Below are 15,532 nucleotides of genomic sequence, written 5' to 3'. Positions count from 1 at the left end.
GGAGCCGGCGGCCTGGCTTCATTCTTAACGCTGACCCAAAGCGACCGAGACCATGACAGCGGACAACGCTATTTTCATTCCGCCCTACAAGGCTGACGACCAGGATGTGGTCGTCGAACTGCACAACCGTTTTGGCGCCGACGCATTCGTCGCCCAGGAAACCCGCACCGGCATGCCCGTGCTGTGGGTCAAGCGCGCCCAGCTCAAGGAAGTGCTCAGCTTCCTGCGCGGCGTGGCCAAACCGTACAGCATGCTGTACGACCTGCACGGCGTCGATGAGCGCCTGCGCACCCAGCGCCGCGGCCTGCCGGCTGCCGACTTCAGCGTCTTCTACCACTTGCTGTCGGTCGAACGTAACAGCGACGTGATGATCAAGGTGTCGCTCAGCGAAGGCGACCTTAACCTGCCGACCGTGACCGGCATCTGGCCGAACGCCAACTGGTACGAGCGCGAAGTCTGGGACATGTTCGGCATCGACTTTGCCGGCCACCCGCACCTCAGCCGCATCATGATGCCGCCGACCTGGGAAGGTCACCCGCTGCGCAAGGACTACCCGGCCCGTGCCACCGAGTTCGATCCCTACAGCCTGACCCTGGCCAAGCAGCAGCTTGAAGAAGAGTCGGCACGCTTCAACCCGGAAGCCTGGGGTATGAAGCGTCAGGGTGCCAACGAGGACTACATGTTCCTCAACCTCGGCCCGAACCACCCTTCGGCCCACGGTGCCTTCCGGATCGTCCTGCAGCTGGACGGTGAAGAGATCGTCGACTGCGTACCGGACATCGGCTACCACCACCGTGGTGCCGAAAAAATGGCCGAGCGTCAGTCCTGGCACAGCTTCATCCCCTACACCGACCGTATCGACTACCTCGGCGGGGTGATGAACAACCTGCCGTACGTGCTCGCGGTGGAGAAGCTGGCCGGCATCCAGGTGCCGCAGAAGGTCGACGTGATCCGCATCATGCTGGCCGAGTTCTTCCGTATCACCAGCCACCTGCTGTTCCTGGGTACCTATATCCAGGACGTCGGCGCCATGACCCCGGTGTTCTTCACCTTCACCGACCGCCAGCGCGCCTACACCGTGATCGAGGCGATCACCGGTTTCCGCCTGCACCCGGCCTGGTACCGCATCGGTGGCGTCGCCCACGACCTGCCGCGCGGCTGGGACAAGCTGGTCAAGGACTTCGTCGAATGGCTGCCCAAGCGCCTCGACGAGTACACCAAGGCTGCCCTGCAGAACAGCATCCTCAAGGGCCGTACCATCGGCGTTGCCGCGTACAACACCAAGGAAGCCCTGGAGTGGGGTACCACCGGTGCCGGCCTGCGTGCCACCGGTTGCAACTTCGACCTGCGTAAAGCCCGCCCATACTCCGGCTACGAAAACTTCGAGTTCGAAGTACCGCTGGCCCACAACGGCGATGCCTACGATCGCTGCATGGTCCGTGTCGAGGAGATGCGCCAGAGTATCCGCATCATCGACCAGTGCCTGCGCAACATGCCGGAAGGCCCGTACAAGGCGGATCACCCGCTGACCACGCCGCCGCCGAAAGAGCGCACCCTGCAGCACATCGAGACCCTGATCACGCACTTCCTGCAAGTCTCGTGGGGCCCGGTCATGCCGGCCAACGAGTCGTTCCAGATGATCGAGGCGACCAAGGGCATCAACAGTTACTACCTGACGAGCGATGGCGGCACCATGAGCTACCGCACCCGGATCCGTACCCCGAGCTACCCGCACCTGCAGCAGATCCCTTCGGTGATCAAAGGCAGCATGGTCGCCGACCTCATTGCGTACCTGGGCAGTATCGACTTCGTTATGGCTGACGTGGACCGCTAAGCATGAACAGCACGCTTATCCAGACAGACCGTTTCGCCCTGAGCGAAACCGAGCGCTCGGCCATCGAGCACGAAATGCATCACTACGAGGACCCGCGCGCGGCGTCCATCGAAGCCCTGAAGATCGTCCAGAAGGAACGTGGCTGGGTGCCGGACGGCGCCATCCACGCCATCGGCGAAGTGCTGGGCATCCCGGCCAGCGACGTCGAGGGTGTGGCCACCTTCTACAGCCAGATCTTCCGCCAGCCGGTTGGCCGTCACATCATCCGCGTGTGCGACAGCATGGTCTGCTACATCGGTGGCCACGAGTCCGTGGTCAGCCAGATCCAGAGCGAGCTGGGCATCGGCCTCGGCCAGACCACCGCGGACGGGCGTTTCACCCTGCTGCCGGTGTGCTGCCTGGGCAACTGCGACAAGGCCCCGGCGCTGATGATCGACGACGACACCTTCGGTGACGTGCAGCCGGCCGGCGTTTCCAAACTGCTGGAGGGTTACGTATGACCATTACTTCCTTCGGCCCGGCCAACCGCATCGCGCGTTCGGCCGAAACCCACCCGCTGACCTGGCGCCTGCGTGACGACGGCGAGCCGGTCTGGCTGGCCGAGTACGAGTCGAAGAACGGCTACGCCGCTGCCCGCAAGGCACTGGCGCAGATGTCCGCCGACGACATCGTGCAGAGCGTCAAGGACTCCGGCCTCAAGGGCCGTGGCGGCGCGGGCTTCCCCACTGGCGTGAAGTGGGGCCTGATGCCCAAAGATGAATCCATGAACATCCGCTACCTGCTGTGCAACGCGGACGAAATGGAACCGAACACCTGGAAGGACCGCATGCTGATGGAGCAACAGCCCCATCTGCTGGTCGAGGGCATGCTGATCAGCGCCCGCGCCCTGAAGGCCTACCGTGGCTACATCTTCCTGCGTGGCGAATACACCACCGCGGCGAAGAACCTCAACCGCGCCATCGACGAAGCCAAGGCCGCCGGCCTCCTGGGCAAGAACATCCTCGGCAGCGGTTTCGATTTCGAGCTGTTCGTGCACACCGGTGCCGGGCGCTACATCTGCGGTGAAGAAACCGCACTGATCAACTCGCTGGAAGGCCGCCGCGCCAACCCGCGCTCCAAGCCGCCCTTCCCTGCCGCCGTTGGCGTCTGGGGCAAGCCGACTTGCGTGAACAACGTCGAAACCCTGTGCAACGTCCCGGCCATCGTCGCCAACGGCAACGACTGGTACAAGTCGCTGGCCCGTGAAGGCAGCGAAGACCACGGCACCAAGCTGATGGGCTTCTCCGGCAAGGTGAAGAACCCAGGCCTGTGGGAGCTGCCGTTCGGCGTCACCGCCCGCGAACTGTTCGAAGACTACGCCGGCGGCATGCGCGACGGCTTCAAGCTCAAGTGCTGGCAGCCAGGCGGCGCCGGTACCGGCTTCCTGCTGCCCGAGCACCTCGACGCACAAATGTACGCCGGCGGCATCGCCAAGGTCGGCACCCGTATGGGTACCGGCCTGGCCATGGCGGTCGACGACAGCGTCAACATGGTCTCGCTGCTGCGCAACATGGAAGAGTTCTTTGCCCGCGAGTCGTGCGGCTGGTGCACCCCATGCCGTGACGGCCTGCCGTGGAGCGTGAAGATGCTGCGCGCGCTGGAGAACGGCCAGGGCCGCGCCGAAGATATCGAGACGCTGCTGGGGCTGGTCAACTTCCTCGGCCCAGGCCGTACCTTCTGTGCTCACGCACCGGGTGCCGTCGAGCCATTGGGCAGTGCCATCAAGTACTTCCGGTCCGAGTTCGAAGCCGGAGTCGCTCCCGCTGGCGCGGGCGATACCCTGCGCCCGAACCTGGCCAAGCCGATCGTGGTCGGCGCATAACAAGATGATTAGGCGGGTGGTCCGTGCCACTCGCCAGCTTGCCGGCAGGCCCGAGAGATCGTGGCGTGTCGCAAGCTCACCGATTTCCATTAGCCACGCCCGCTCACGCGGGCCAACGAAGAACTTTGAACAATGGCCACTATCCACGTAGACGGCAAAGCGCTCGAAGTCAACGGTGCGGACAACCTGTTACAGGCGTGTCTGTCACTCGGCCTCGACATCCCTTATTTCTGCTGGCACCCGGCGCTTGGTAGCGTCGGCGCCTGCCGGCAGTGTGCGGTCAAGCAGTACACCGACGAGAACGACACCCGTGGTCGTATCGTCATGTCCTGCATGACCCCTGCCTCCGACGGCACCTGGATTTCCATCGACGATGACGAGTCCAAGGCGTTCCGTGCCAGCGTCGTCGAATGGCTGATGACCAACCACCCGCACGACTGCCCGGTGTGCGAGGAAGGCGGTCACTGCCACCTGCAGGACATGACGGTAATGACCGGCCACAACGAGCGCCGCTACCGTTTCACCAAGCGTACCCACCAGAACCAGGACCTCGGCCCGTTCATCGCCCATGAGATGAACCGCTGCATCGCCTGCTACCGCTGCGTGCGCTACTACAAGGACTATGCCGGTGGTACCGACCTGGGCGTGTACGGCGCCCACGACAACGTGTACTTCGGCCGCGTCGAAGACGGCGTGCTGGAAAGCGAGTTCTCCGGCAACCTGACCGAGGTCTGCCCGACCGGCGTGTTCACCGACAAGACCCACTCCGAGCGCTACAACCGCAAGTGGGACATGCAGTTCGCCCCAAGCATCTGCCACGGTTGCTCCAGCGGCTGCAACATCAGCCCAGGCGAGCGCTACGGTGAACTGCGTCGGGTCGAAAACCGCTTCAACGGCTCGGTCAACCAGTACTTCCTGTGCGACCGCGGCCGCTTCGGCTATGGCTACGTCAACCGCAAGGACCGCCCGCGCCAGCCACACCTGGCCGACGGCACCAAGCTGGGCCTGGACGCTGCCCTGGACAAGGCCGCCGACCTGCTGCGCGGCCGCACCATCGTCGGCATCGGCTCGCCACGCGCCAGCCTCGAAAGCAACTACGGCCTGCGTGAGCTGGTCGGCGCCGACTACTTCTACTCCGGTATGGAAGCTGGTGAACTGGCCCGCGTGCGCCTGGCCCTGAACGTGCTGAACAACAGCCCGCTGCCGGTGCCGACCCTGCGCGACATCGAAGACCACGACGCCGTGTTCGTGCTCGGCGAAGACCTGACCCAGACCGCTGCCCGCGTTGCCCTGGCCGTGCGCCAGTCCACCAAAGGCAAAGCCGAGGCCATGGCCGAAGCCATGAAGGTTCAGCCGTGGCTCGACGCTGCCGTGAAGAACATCGGCCAGCACGCGCTGTACCCGCTGTTCATCGCCTCGCTGGCTGAAACCAAGCTGGACGACGTGGCCGAAGAATGCGTGCACGCAGCCCCAGCGGACCTTGCCCGCATCGGTTTCGCCGTGGCCCACGCCATCGACCCGAGCGCACCGGCAGTTGCCGGCCTGGACGACGAAGCCAAGGCCTTGGCCCAGCGCATCGCCGATGCCCTGGTCGCCGCCAAGCGCCCATTGGTGATCGCCGGTACCTCGCTGGCCGACCCGGCACTGATCGAAGCCGCCGCCAACATTGCCAAGGCCCTGAAGCTGCGCGAGAAGAACGGTTCGCTGAGCCTGGTGGTGCCTGAGGCCAACAGCCTCGGCCTGGCCATGATGGGTGGCGAGTCGGTCGATGCCGCACTGGACGCTGTCATCAGCGGCAAGGCCGACGCCATCGTCGTGCTGGAAAACGACCTGTACGCCCGCGTACCGGCCGCCAAGGTCGACGCAGCCCTGGCTGCGGCCAAGGTGGTGATCGTCGCCGACCACTCCAAGACCGCCACGGTCGACCGCGCCCACCTGGTGCTGCCGGCTGCCTCGTTCGCCGAAGGCGACGGTACCCTGGTCAGCCAGGAAGGCCGTGCCCAGCGCTTCTTCCAGGTGTTCGACCCGCAGTACCTGGACAGCAGCATCCTGGTTCACGAAGGCTGGCGCTGGATGCACGCCCTGCGTGCCACCCTGCTCAACAAGCCGGTCGACTGGACCCAGCTGGACCACGTCACCAGCGCCTGCGCCGAAGCCGCCCCGCAACTGGCCGGCATCGTCAACGCCGCACCAAGCGCCGCGTTCCGCATCAAGGGCATGAAGCTGGCCCGTGAGCCGCTGCGCTACTCCGGCCGTACCGCCATGCGCGCCAACATCAGCGTGCACGAGCCACGTACCCCGCAGGACAAGGACACCGCGTTCGCCTTCTCCATGGAAGGCTACTCGGGTTCGGCCGAACCGCGCCAGCAGGTGCCGTTCGCCTGGTCGCCGGGCTGGAACTCGCCGCAAGCCTGGAACAAGTTCCAGGACGAGGTCGGTGGCCACCTGCGTGCCGGTGACCCGGGCGTGCGCCTGATCGAGTCGCAAGGCGATCGCCTGAACTGGTTCAACACCATCCCGGGCGCCTTCAACCCGGCCCGTGGTACCTGGACGGCGGTACCGTTCTTCCACCTGTTCGGCAGCGAAGAGAGCTCCTCGCGCGCCGCCCCGGTACAGGAACGCATCCCGGCCGCCTACGTGGCCCTGGCCAAGTCCGAAGCCGACCGCCTGGGTGTCAACGACGGCGCACTGCTGAGCCTGAACGTGGCTGGTGTGGCCCTGCGCCTGCCGCTGCGCATCAATGAAGAACTGGGCGCTGGCCTGGTTGCCCTGCCCAAAGGCCTGGCCGGCATCCCGCCTGCCATCTTCGGTGCATCCGTCGAAGGTCTGCAGGAGGCAGCACAATGAGCTGGTTCACCCCCGAAGTGATCGATGTGATCCTCACCGTGGTCCGGGCCGTCGTGGTCCTGCTCGCGGTGGTGGTCTGCGGCGCGCTGCTCAGCTTCGTCGAGCGGCGCCTGCTGGGCTGGTGGCAGGACCGTTACGGTCCGAACCGCGTCGGCCCGTTCGGCATGTTCCAGATCGCTGCCGACATGCTGAAGATGTTCTTCAAGGAAGACTGGAACCCGCCCTTCGTCGATCGCATGATCTTCACCCTGGCGCCAGTGGTGGCCATGAGTGCCCTGCTGATCGCCTTCTGCGTGATCCCGATCACCCCACTGTGGGGCGTCGCCGACCTGAACATCGGCCTGCTGTTCTTCTTCGCCATGGCCGGCCTGTCGGTCTACGCGGTGCTGTTCGCCGGCTGGTCGTCGAACAACAAGTACGCCCTGCTGGGCAGCTTGCGTGCCTCGGCACAGACCGTATCGTACGAAGTGTTCCTGGGCCTGGCGCTGATGGGCGTGGTGGTGCAGGTGGGTTCGTTCAACATGCGCGACATCGTTGAGTACCAGGCACAGAACCTGTGGTTCATCATTCCGCAGTTCTTCGGCTTCTGCACCTTCTTCATCGCTGGCGTCGCCGTGACTCACCGTCACCCGTTCGACCAGCCGGAAGCGGAACAGGAACTGGCCGACGGCTACCACATCGAGTATGCCGGCATGAAATGGGGCATGTTCTTCGTCGGTGAGTACATCGGCATCATCCTCATCTCGGCGCTGCTGGTGACCCTGTTCTTCGGCGGCTGGCACGGCCCGTTCGGCATCCTGCCGCAACTGTCGTTCCTGTGGTTCGCCCTGAAGACCGCGTTCTTCATCATGCTGTTCATCCTGCTGCGCGCCTCGATCCCGCGCCCACGCTATGACCAGGTGATGGACTTCAGCTGGAAGTTCTGCCTGCCGCTGACCCTGATCAATTTGCTGGTGACCGCTGCGATCGTGCTCTACAACACGCCAGCCGTCGCGGCCCAGTGAGGATTTGACCCATGTTCAAGTATATCGGCGACATCGTTAAGGGCACCGGCACCCAGCTGCGCAGCCTGGCAATGGTGTTCTCCCACGGGTTCCGCAAGCGCGACACCCTGCAGTACCCCGAAGAACCCGTGTACCTGCCGCCGCGCTACCGCGGCCGCATCGTCCTCACCCGTGACCCCGATGGCGAGGAGCGCTGCGTAGCGTGCAACCTCTGCGCGGTGGCCTGCCCGGTCGGCTGCATCTCGCTGCAGAAGGCCGAGACCGAGGACGGCCGCTGGTACCCGGAGTTCTTCCGCATCAACTTCTCGCGCTGCATCTTCTGTGGCCTGTGTGAAGAAGCGTGCCCGACCACCGCGATCCAGCTGACTCCGGATTTCGAAATGGCCGAGTTCAAGCGTCAGGACCTGGTGTACGAGAAAGAAGATCTGCTGATCTCCGGCCCCGGCAAGAACCCTGACTACAACTTCTACCGTGTTGCGGGTATGGCGATCGCTGGCAAGCCGAAAGGCTCTGCACAGAACGAAGCCGAGCCGATCAACGTGAAGAGCTTGCTCCCATAAGGACAGAAAGATGGAATTCGCTTTCTACTTCGCATCCGGGATCGCCGTGGTCTCCACCCTTCGGGTGGTGACGGGCACCAACCCCGTGCACGCCTTGCTGTACCTGATCATCTCGCTGATTTCCGTCGCGATGATCTTCTTCGCCCTGGGTGCGCCGTTTGCCGGCGCCCTGGAAGTGATCGCCTACGCCGGCGCCATCATGGTGCTGTTCGTGTTCGTGGTGATGATGCTCAACCTCGGGCCGGCTTCGGTCGCCCAGGAGCGGGGCTGGCTCAAGCCCGGCATCTGGGCGGGGCCTGTGATCCTGGCCGCCCTGCTGTTGCTGGAGCTGCTGTATGTGCTGTTCGTCGCGCCGAGCGGCGCGGCCATCAGCGGTACCACCGTCAGCCCGAAAGCAGTGGGTATCAGCCTGTTCGGCCCGTACCTGCTGGTGGTCGAACTGGCCTCGATGCTGCTGCTCGCTGCAGCCGTCACCGCCTTCCACCTGGGCCGCAACGAGGCGAAGGAGTAAATCATGGGTGCTATCCCTCTCGAGCATGGTCTGGCAGTCGCCGGCATCCTGTTCTGCTTAGGTCTGGTTGGCCTGATGGTCCGCCGCAACATCCTCTTCGTGCTCATGAGCCTGGAAGTCATGATGAACGCCTCTGCCCTGGCGTTCATCGTCGCCGGTGCCCGTTGGGTCCAGCCCGACGGCCAGGTGATGTTCATTCTGGTGATCAGCCTGGCAGCCGCCGAGGCCAGTATTGGCCTGGCAATCCTGTTGCAGCTGTATCGCCGCTTCCACACTCTCGACATCGATGCTGCCAGTGAGATGCGCGGATGAACCTTCTCTTCCTGACTTTCGTCTTCCCCCTCGTCGGCTTCCTGCTGCTGTCGTTCTCGCGCGGGCGGTTCTCGGAGAACCTGTCCGCCCTGATCGGCGTCGGCTCGGTGGGCCTGTCGGCCGCCACCGCCGCCTATGTCATCTGGCAGTTCAACGTCGCCCCGCCTGAGGGCGGCGCGTACAGCCAGCTGCTGTGGCAGTGGATGTCGGTGGACGGCTTCGCGCCGAACTTCACCCTGTACCTGGACGGCCTGTCGGTCACCATGCTCGGCGTGGTCACCGGTGTCGGCTTCCTGATCCACCTGTTCGCCTCCTGGTACATGCGCGGCGAGGCCGGTTACTCGCGCTTCTTCTCGTACACCAACCTGTTCATCGCCAGCATGCTGTTCCTGATCCTCGGCGATAACCTGCTGTTCATCTACTTCGGCTGGGAAGGCGTGGGCCTGTGCTCGTACCTTTTGATCGGTTTCTACTACAGCAACCGCAACAACGGTAACGCGGCGCTCAAGGCGTTCATCGTCACCCGCATCGGCGACGTGTTCATGGCCATCGGCCTGTTCATCCTGTTCGCCCAGCTGGGTACCCTGAACGTGCAGGAACTGCTGGTGCTGGCACCGCAGAAGTTCAAGGCTGGCGACACCTGGATGGTGCTGGCGACCCTGATGCTGCTGGGTGGCGCGGTCGGTAAATCGGCCCAGCTGCCGCTGCAGACCTGGCTGGCCGACGCGATGGCAGGCCCGACCCCGGTTTCGGCACTGATCCACGCGGCAACCATGGTGACCGCGGGCGTGTACCTGATCGCCAGGACCAACGGCCTGTTCCTGCTGGCGCCGGACATCCTCCACCTGGTGGGCGTGGTCGGCGGCGTGACCCTGGTACTGGCCGGCTTCGCCGCGCTGGTGCAGACCGACATCAAGCGTATCCTCGCCTACTCGACCATGAGCCAGATCGGCTACATGTTCCTGGCCCTGGGCGTCGGTGCCTGGGACGCGGCGATCTTCCACCTGATGACCCACGCCTTCTTCAAGGCCCTGCTGTTCCTTGCCTCCGGTGCGGTGATCGTTGCCTGCCACCACGAGCAGAACATCTTCAAGATGGGCGGCCTGTGGAAGAAGCTGCCGCTGGCCTACGCCAGCTTCGTGGTGGGTGGTGCTGCCCTGGCAGCCCTGCCGATCGTGACCGTGGGCTTCTACTCCAAGGACGAGATCCTCTGGGAAGCCTTCGCCAGCGGCAACACCGGCCTGCTGTATGCCGGCCTAGTCGGCGCGTTCATGACCTCGCTGTACACCTTCCGCCTGATCTTCATCGCCTTCCACGGCGAAGCCAAGACCGAAGCCCACGCTGGCCACGGCATCAGCCACTGGCTGCCGCTGGGCGTGCTGATCGTGCTGTCGACCTTCGTCGGCGCCTGGATCACCCCACCACTGGCCGGTGTGCTGCCGGAAAGCGCCGGCCATGCCGGTGGCGAAGCCAAGCACGCGCTGGAGATCACCTCCGGTGCCATCGCCATCGCTGGCATCCTGCTGTCGGCCCTGCTGTTCCTCGGCAAGCGCCGCTTCGTCAGCGCGGTTGCCAACAGCGGCATCGGTCGCGTCCTGTCGGCCTGGTGGTTCGCCGCCTGGGGCTTCGACTGGATCTACGACAAGCTGTTCGTCAAACCTTACCTGCTGATCAGCCACGTCCTGCGCAAGGATCCGGTTGACCGCAGCATTGGCCTGATCCCTCGCCTGGCTCGCGGCGGCAACGTCGCCATGAGCAAGACCGAGACCGGCCAGCTGCGCTGGTACACCGCTTCGATCGCCGTTGGCGCAGTGCTGGTACTCGGCGCTGTGGTAGTGGCAGCGGTATGACCATGAACTTTGCGAACCTTGCGACTCTGCGAAAGGAAACCAACCCGTCATGATTTTGCCTTGGCTGATCCTGATCCCCTTCATCGGCGGCCTCCTGTGCTGGCTGGGTGAGCGCTTCGGCGCCACCCTGCCGCGCTGGATCGCGCTGCTGACCATGTCCCTGCTGCTCGGCATTGGCCTGTGGCTGTGGGCCCACGGCGACTACACCCTGGCCCCGGCCCCGGGCGCCGAACCGCACTGGGCGGTGGAATACAAAGTCCAGTGGATCCAGCGCTTCGGCATCAGCATCCACCTGGCCCTCGACGGCCTGTCGCTGCTGATGATCCTGCTTACCGGCCTGCTCGGTGTGCTGTCGGTGCTGTGCTCCTGGAAAGAGATCCAGCGCCACGTCGGCTTCTTCCACCTCAACCTGATGTGGATCCTCGGCGGCGTGGTCGGTGTGTTCCTGGCCCTGGACCTGTTCCTGTTCTTCTTCTTCTGGGAAATGATGCTGGTGCCGATGTACTTCCTCATCGCGCTCTGGGGTCACAGCTCGGCAGACGGCAAGAAGACCCGGATCTACGCGGCGACCAAGTTCTTCATCTTCACCCAGGCCAGCGGCCTGATCATGCTGGTGGCGATCCTGGGCCTGGTGCTGGTCAACTACAGCAACACTGGCGTGATCACCTTCAACTACAGCGACCTGCTCAAGGCGCAGCTGCCGGCCGGTACCGAGTACCTGCTGATGCTGGGCTTCTTCATCGCCTTCGCGGTGAAGCTGCCGGTGGTGCCGTTCCACTCCTGGCTGCCTGACGCTCACGCCCAGGCACCGACCGCAGGTTCCGTGGACCTGGCCGGTATCTTGCTGAAGACTGCGGCCTACGGCCTGCTGCGCTTCGCCCTGCCGCTGTTCCCGAACGCCTCGGCCGAGTTTGCGCCGATCGCCATGACCCTGGGCCTGATCGGTATCTTCTACGGTGCCTTCCTGGCCTTCGCGCAGACCGACATCAAGCGCCTGATCGCCTTCTCCAGCGTCTCGCACATGGGCTTCGTGCTGATCGGTATCTACTCCGGCAGCCAGCAGGCCCTGCAAGGCGCGGTGATCCAGATGCTGGCCCACGGCCTGTCGGCTGCCGCGCTGTTCATCCTGTCCGGCCAGTTGTACGAGCGCCTGCACACCCGTGACATGCGCCAGATGGGCGGCCTGTGGCACCGTATCGCCTACCTTCCAGCCATCAGCCTGTTCTTCGCCGCAGCGTCGCTGGGCCTGCCAGGCACCGGCAACTTCGTCGGCGAGTTCCTGATCCTGATCGGCAGCTTCGTGCATGTACCGTGGGTCACCGTGATCGCCACCACCGGCCTGGTATTCGGCTCGGTGTACTCGCTGATCATGATCCACCGCGCCTACTTCGGCCCGGCCAAGGCCGACACCGTGCTGGCCGGCATGGACGGTCGCGAGCTGATCATGGTGCTGGGCCTGGCGGTACTGCTGATCCTGCTGGGCGTGTATCCGCAGCCGTTCCTCGACACCTCTGCCGCCACCATGACCGGCGTGCAGCAGTGGCTCGGTTCCGCTTTCACTCAACTCGCTTCGGCCCGGTAAGAGCGCTATGGAATTCACCACTCAACACTTCATCGCATTGGCGCCGATGCTGATCACCACCATCACCACCGTGGTGGTGATGCTGGCGATCGCCTGGAAGCGCAACCACTCGCAGACCTTCCTGCTGTCCACCGTGGGCCTGAACCTGGCCCTGCTGTCGATCCTGCCGGCACTGAAGGTCGCGCCGCTGGCGGTGACCTCGCTGGTTACCATCGACAAGTTCGCCTGCCTGTACATGGCGATCATCCTGGTCGCCACGCTGGCCTGCGTCACTCTCGCCCACGCCTACCTCGGCGAAGGCTCCAAGGGCTTCCCGGGCAACCGTGAAGAACTGTACCTGCTGCTGCTGATGTCTGCCCTCGGTGGCCTGGTGCTGGTCAGCGCCAACCACCTGGCCGGCCTGTTCATCGGCCTGGAGCTGCTGTCGGTACCGGTCTACGGCCTGGTGGCGTATGCGTTCTTCAACAAGCGCTCGCTGGAAGCCGGCATCAAGTACATGGTGCTGTCGGCCGCCGGCTCTGCCTTCCTGCTGTTCGGCATGGCCCTGCTGTACGCCGACGCTGGCAGCCTGACCTTCGACCAGCTGGGCAAGGCCCTGGCCGCCACCAGCATGCCTAGCCTGCTGGCCCAGCTGGGCCTGGGCATGATGCTGGTCGGCCTGGCCTTCAAGCTGTCGCTGGTACCATTCCACCTGTGGACCCCGGACGTGTACGAAGGCGCCCCGGCGCCAGTCGCCGCGTTCCTGGCCACCGCCAGCAAGGTCGCGGTGTTCGCCGTGGTGGTGCGCCTGTTCATGCTCTCCCCTGCCGCCAGCAGCGGCGTGCTGAGCACCGTGCTGGGCGTGATCGCCGTGGCATCGATCCTGATCGGTAACCTGCTGGCGCTGACCCAGAGCAACCTCAAGCGCCTGCTCGGTTACTCGTCCATCGCCCACTTCGGCTACCTGGTCATCGCCCTGGTCGCCAGCAAGGGCCTGGCCCTGGAAGCCATGGGCGTGTACCTGGTCACCTACGTGATCACCAGCCTCGGTGCCTTCGGTGTCATCACCCTGATGTCCTCGCCTTACGGTGGCCGTGACGCCGACGCGCTGTACGAGTACCGCGGCCTGTTCTGGCGCCGTCCGTACCTGACCGCGGTGCTGACCGTGATGATGCTGTCGCTGGCGGGCATTCCGCTGACCGCCGGCTTCATCGGCAAGTTCTACATCATCGCCACCGGCGTCGAGTCGCAACTGTGGTGGCTGGTCGGTGCCCTGGTGATCGGTAGCGCCATCGGCGTCTACTACTACCTGCGCGTCATGGTCACCCTGTACCTGGTCGAGCCGAACCTGCGTCGCCACGACGCCCCGCTGAAGTGGGAACAGCGCACCGGTGGCGTAATGCTGCTGGCCATCGCCATTCTCGCTTTCGTCCTGGGTGTGTACCCGCAGCCGCTGCTGGACATGGTGCAGCACGCTGGCCTGCAACTGCTCGGCTGATCACAGCTGAAGTACAGACACCCCGCACTAGCGGGGTGTTTTTTTATCTGCGCCTGGTGGCTGCCTCGATGGACCTCCCTGGCATGGGCCAGCAGAAGTACCGTCATCGCGTGCCGGGACCGCAGACCTGCGCAGGTCCTTGCTGGCCGAAGGCAGGTGCACTTCCGGATTGGGCATGCCACTGGGCGATAGTTCATGGGTCATTTCGAACTCTGCCCTCACCGACCAGCCGCAGGCTTCGTTGATGCATTGCAAGTAAGCAATGCGCAGGAAGATATGCCGACCTTCACTGGTACGAATTCGCATGCGGCTGGTGCAGTGTGGGCAGACCAGTTTGTAAGTACTCACACAATGCACCTGCAAGTAATGCCTGAGCCAAAAGGCTGTAAGAAAGTCCTGCCGGATTCACAGGCATTGGCTACCTTCATATAAAGGTTTTTCATCAGTTTGCTTCTCATGCCAAGATATCTCCTCAAATCAAAGGGCATATATTCAAAACGAGTATTCTAAGCCCAAGGAATGTTGTTAAACCACTCATGGATATTCGTTATGAGTAGCCACTCGTTTGCATCGGTACTGGCACGACTTAAGCTGCTTACCTGCTCAGACACCGACGTTCAAATGGCCAGGGCCCTGGAAGTCAGCCCGCAGACGCTGAGCAGCTGGAAGGTGCGCGACAGCATTCCCTATTCAATATGCGTAGACCTGGCCCGACAGCATGGCTGTTCGCTGGATTGGCTACTGCTGGGTGAGCCCGATGACAGCCGACCTGCGGATACACCGGGCAGCTGGGAGAACGACATCCTCACGCGGCTGCGCGGGTTGAGCCAAGCAGACCGCCAGGCAGTGCTGCTGCTCATCGAGGACAAGCAACGTATCCGTCAGTTGGAGCGGCAACTGCAGGAACTGACCAGGCGCATGCCTGCCGCACACTCGGGCTAGCCACGCCGACGCCAGCGCTGGATGAGCTCGCGCAGGTCGACCGTATCCAGCCAGACGATGACCTTCAAGGTAATCGGGAGCACCACCACCGCCGCAACGAAGGCCGCCATCCCGCGGGACAACATGGGCGCCAGCGAGTGCAGCAGTGGCTCGAACAGGTAGCCGACCCCCAAGGCCAGCAACACCAGCAACCGCTGCTTGCGGGCGGACAGGCGCTTGCGCGGCAGGATGATGAGGCGGTCCCTGGCAGCGCTCACCAGCAGGGCCCCCAGCAGCGCTCCGAACAGGGCCCAGCCCTCGGTATCCAGCAATGCGTGCAAAGCAGCGATGGCGGCCTCCATCAGACAGGTCTCTGCTTGAACGAAGGCGCTGCCCGTAACTGTTGGCTCAGATATTCTGCACGCATGTCATCCCTCACTGTTCGGCCAGCATGCCGTAGCGGATGGCTTTGATCACCGCCGCCACCCGCGTGGGTACATCGAACTTGCGCAACAGATTGGCCACGTGAAAGTTCACCGTCGATTCTTTGCACTGCAGGATCTGGCCGATCTCCCATGAACTCTTGCCATAGGCGCACCACAGCAACACTTGCTGTTCACGGGGTGTCAGGTAGATCGGCGCATCGGCATGGCCTTCAGGTGTCCGTCGCAGGTTGGTATCCATCGCTGAGCTCTCCCAAGTAGTCGCCAGTGGCGGCAGCGAACAGCGTTGCCGCCTATGGGGCCACCTTACGGCTGCCAGCCCTGCCCGCT

General features: G+C 63.9%; 15 protein-coding genes. 12 read left to right on the top strand and 3 right to left on the bottom strand.

The window, feature by feature from the left end; genetic code table 11:
- The first annotated feature begins 52 nt into the window (after positions 1 to 52).
- The 11 genes from nuoC (at position 53) to nuoN (ending at position 13,838) form a co-directional block, all read left to right on the top strand.
- Positions 53 to 1,834, top strand: coding sequence for an NADH-quinone oxidoreductase subunit C/D (gene nuoC / locus ACIPZ8_RS21375; RefSeq protein WP_400727165.1), 1,782 nt, complete (start codon positions 53 to 55; stop codon positions 1,832 to 1,834).
- 2 nt (positions 1,835 to 1,836) lie between these two features.
- Positions 1,837 to 2,334, top strand: a complete 498-nt coding sequence (gene nuoE / locus ACIPZ8_RS21370) for an NADH-quinone oxidoreductase subunit NuoE (RefSeq protein ID WP_003251433.1) — start codon at positions 1,837 to 1,839, stop codon at positions 2,332 to 2,334.
- A complete protein-coding gene (nuoF, locus tag ACIPZ8_RS21365; protein ID WP_400727162.1) occupies positions 2,331 to 3,695 on the top strand; it encodes an NADH-quinone oxidoreductase subunit NuoF in 1,365 nt (454 codons plus the stop codon). Before nuoE ends, nuoF begins: the two co-directional genes overlap by 4 nt.
- A gap of 132 nt (positions 3,696 to 3,827) precedes the next feature.
- The gene (gene nuoG, locus ACIPZ8_RS21360; protein ID WP_400727160.1) at positions 3,828 to 6,542 is read left to right on the top strand and encodes an NADH-quinone oxidoreductase subunit NuoG; all 2,715 of its coding nucleotides are present in this window, start codon (positions 3,828 to 3,830) and stop codon (positions 6,540 to 6,542) included.
- On the top strand, positions 6,539 to 7,546 hold the full coding sequence (nuoH, locus tag ACIPZ8_RS21355) for an NADH-quinone oxidoreductase subunit NuoH (RefSeq protein WP_027920602.1): 1,008 nt from the start codon (positions 6,539 to 6,541) through the stop codon (positions 7,544 to 7,546). Before nuoG ends, nuoH begins: the two co-directional genes overlap by 4 nt.
- Positions 7,547 to 7,557: 11 nt before the next feature.
- Positions 7,558 to 8,106 carry an NADH-quinone oxidoreductase subunit NuoI gene (gene nuoI / locus ACIPZ8_RS21350; RefSeq protein WP_003251442.1) on the top strand — a complete coding sequence of 183 codons (549 nt, stop codon included), beginning with the start codon at positions 7,558 to 7,560 and terminating at the stop codon, positions 8,104 to 8,106.
- Between the two features lie 10 nt (positions 8,107 to 8,116).
- The gene (nuoJ, locus tag ACIPZ8_RS21345) at positions 8,117 to 8,617 is read left to right on the top strand and encodes an NADH-quinone oxidoreductase subunit J (RefSeq protein WP_400727157.1); all 501 of its coding nucleotides are present in this window, start codon (positions 8,117 to 8,119) and stop codon (positions 8,615 to 8,617) included.
- 3 nt (positions 8,618 to 8,620) lie between these two features.
- Positions 8,621 to 8,929, top strand: a complete 309-nt coding sequence (nuoK, locus tag ACIPZ8_RS21340) for an NADH-quinone oxidoreductase subunit NuoK (protein WP_008096201.1) — start codon at positions 8,621 to 8,623, stop codon at positions 8,927 to 8,929.
- Positions 8,926 to 10,779 (top strand): NADH-quinone oxidoreductase subunit L, encoded by a 1,854-nt coding sequence (gene nuoL / locus ACIPZ8_RS21335; protein WP_400727154.1) that lies wholly within the window; start codon positions 8,926 to 8,928, stop codon positions 10,777 to 10,779. The genes nuoK and nuoL overlap by 4 nt, the downstream gene beginning before the upstream one ends.
- Positions 10,780 to 10,828: 49 nt before the next feature.
- Entirely contained in the window at positions 10,829 to 12,361 is a 1,533-nt protein-coding gene (gene nuoM / locus ACIPZ8_RS21330) for an NADH-quinone oxidoreductase subunit M (protein WP_400727152.1), read from the top strand.
- A 7-nt stretch (positions 12,362 to 12,368) separates the two neighbouring features.
- Positions 12,369 to 13,838, top strand: a complete 1,470-nt coding sequence (nuoN, locus tag ACIPZ8_RS21325) for an NADH-quinone oxidoreductase subunit NuoN (protein ID WP_400727149.1) — start codon at positions 12,369 to 12,371, stop codon at positions 13,836 to 13,838.
- Positions 13,839 to 13,865: 27 nt separating this feature from the next.
- Here nuoN and ACIPZ8_RS21320 read toward each other — a convergent pair whose 3' ends face one another.
- Positions 13,866 to 14,186, bottom strand: coding sequence for an ogr/Delta-like zinc finger family protein (locus tag ACIPZ8_RS21320; protein ID WP_400727148.1), 321 nt, complete (start codon positions 14,184 to 14,186; stop codon positions 13,866 to 13,868).
- A gap of 201 nt (positions 14,187 to 14,387) precedes the next feature.
- Here ACIPZ8_RS21320 and ACIPZ8_RS21315 point away from each other — a divergent pair, with 201 nt between their 5' ends.
- Entirely contained in the window at positions 14,388 to 14,780 is a 393-nt protein-coding gene (locus ACIPZ8_RS21315; protein ID WP_400727146.1) for a helix-turn-helix domain-containing protein, read from the top strand.
- Here ACIPZ8_RS21315 and ACIPZ8_RS21310 read toward each other — a convergent pair.
- Together ACIPZ8_RS21310 and ACIPZ8_RS21305 are read right to left on the bottom strand one after the other, a co-directional pair.
- Positions 14,777 to 15,121, bottom strand: a complete 345-nt coding sequence (locus tag ACIPZ8_RS21310) for a hypothetical protein (RefSeq protein WP_400727143.1) — start codon at positions 15,119 to 15,121, stop codon at positions 14,777 to 14,779. The genes ACIPZ8_RS21315 and ACIPZ8_RS21310 overlap by 4 nt on opposite strands.
- A 73-nt stretch (positions 15,122 to 15,194) precedes the next feature.
- Positions 15,195 to 15,443 carry a helix-turn-helix domain-containing protein gene (locus tag ACIPZ8_RS21305; RefSeq protein ID WP_294340863.1) on the bottom strand — a complete coding sequence of 83 codons (249 nt, stop codon included), beginning with the start codon at positions 15,441 to 15,443 and terminating at the stop codon, positions 15,195 to 15,197.
- Positions 15,444 to 15,532 lie beyond the last annotated feature (89 nt).

Origin of the sequence: Pseudomonas sp. NPDC089422 (genome assembly GCF_044749405.1) — a bacterium.
Taxonomy (GTDB): Bacteria; Pseudomonadota; Gammaproteobacteria; order Pseudomonadales; family Pseudomonadaceae; genus Aquipseudomonas.
This window is presented reverse-complemented; position numbering and strand designations above follow the sequence as displayed.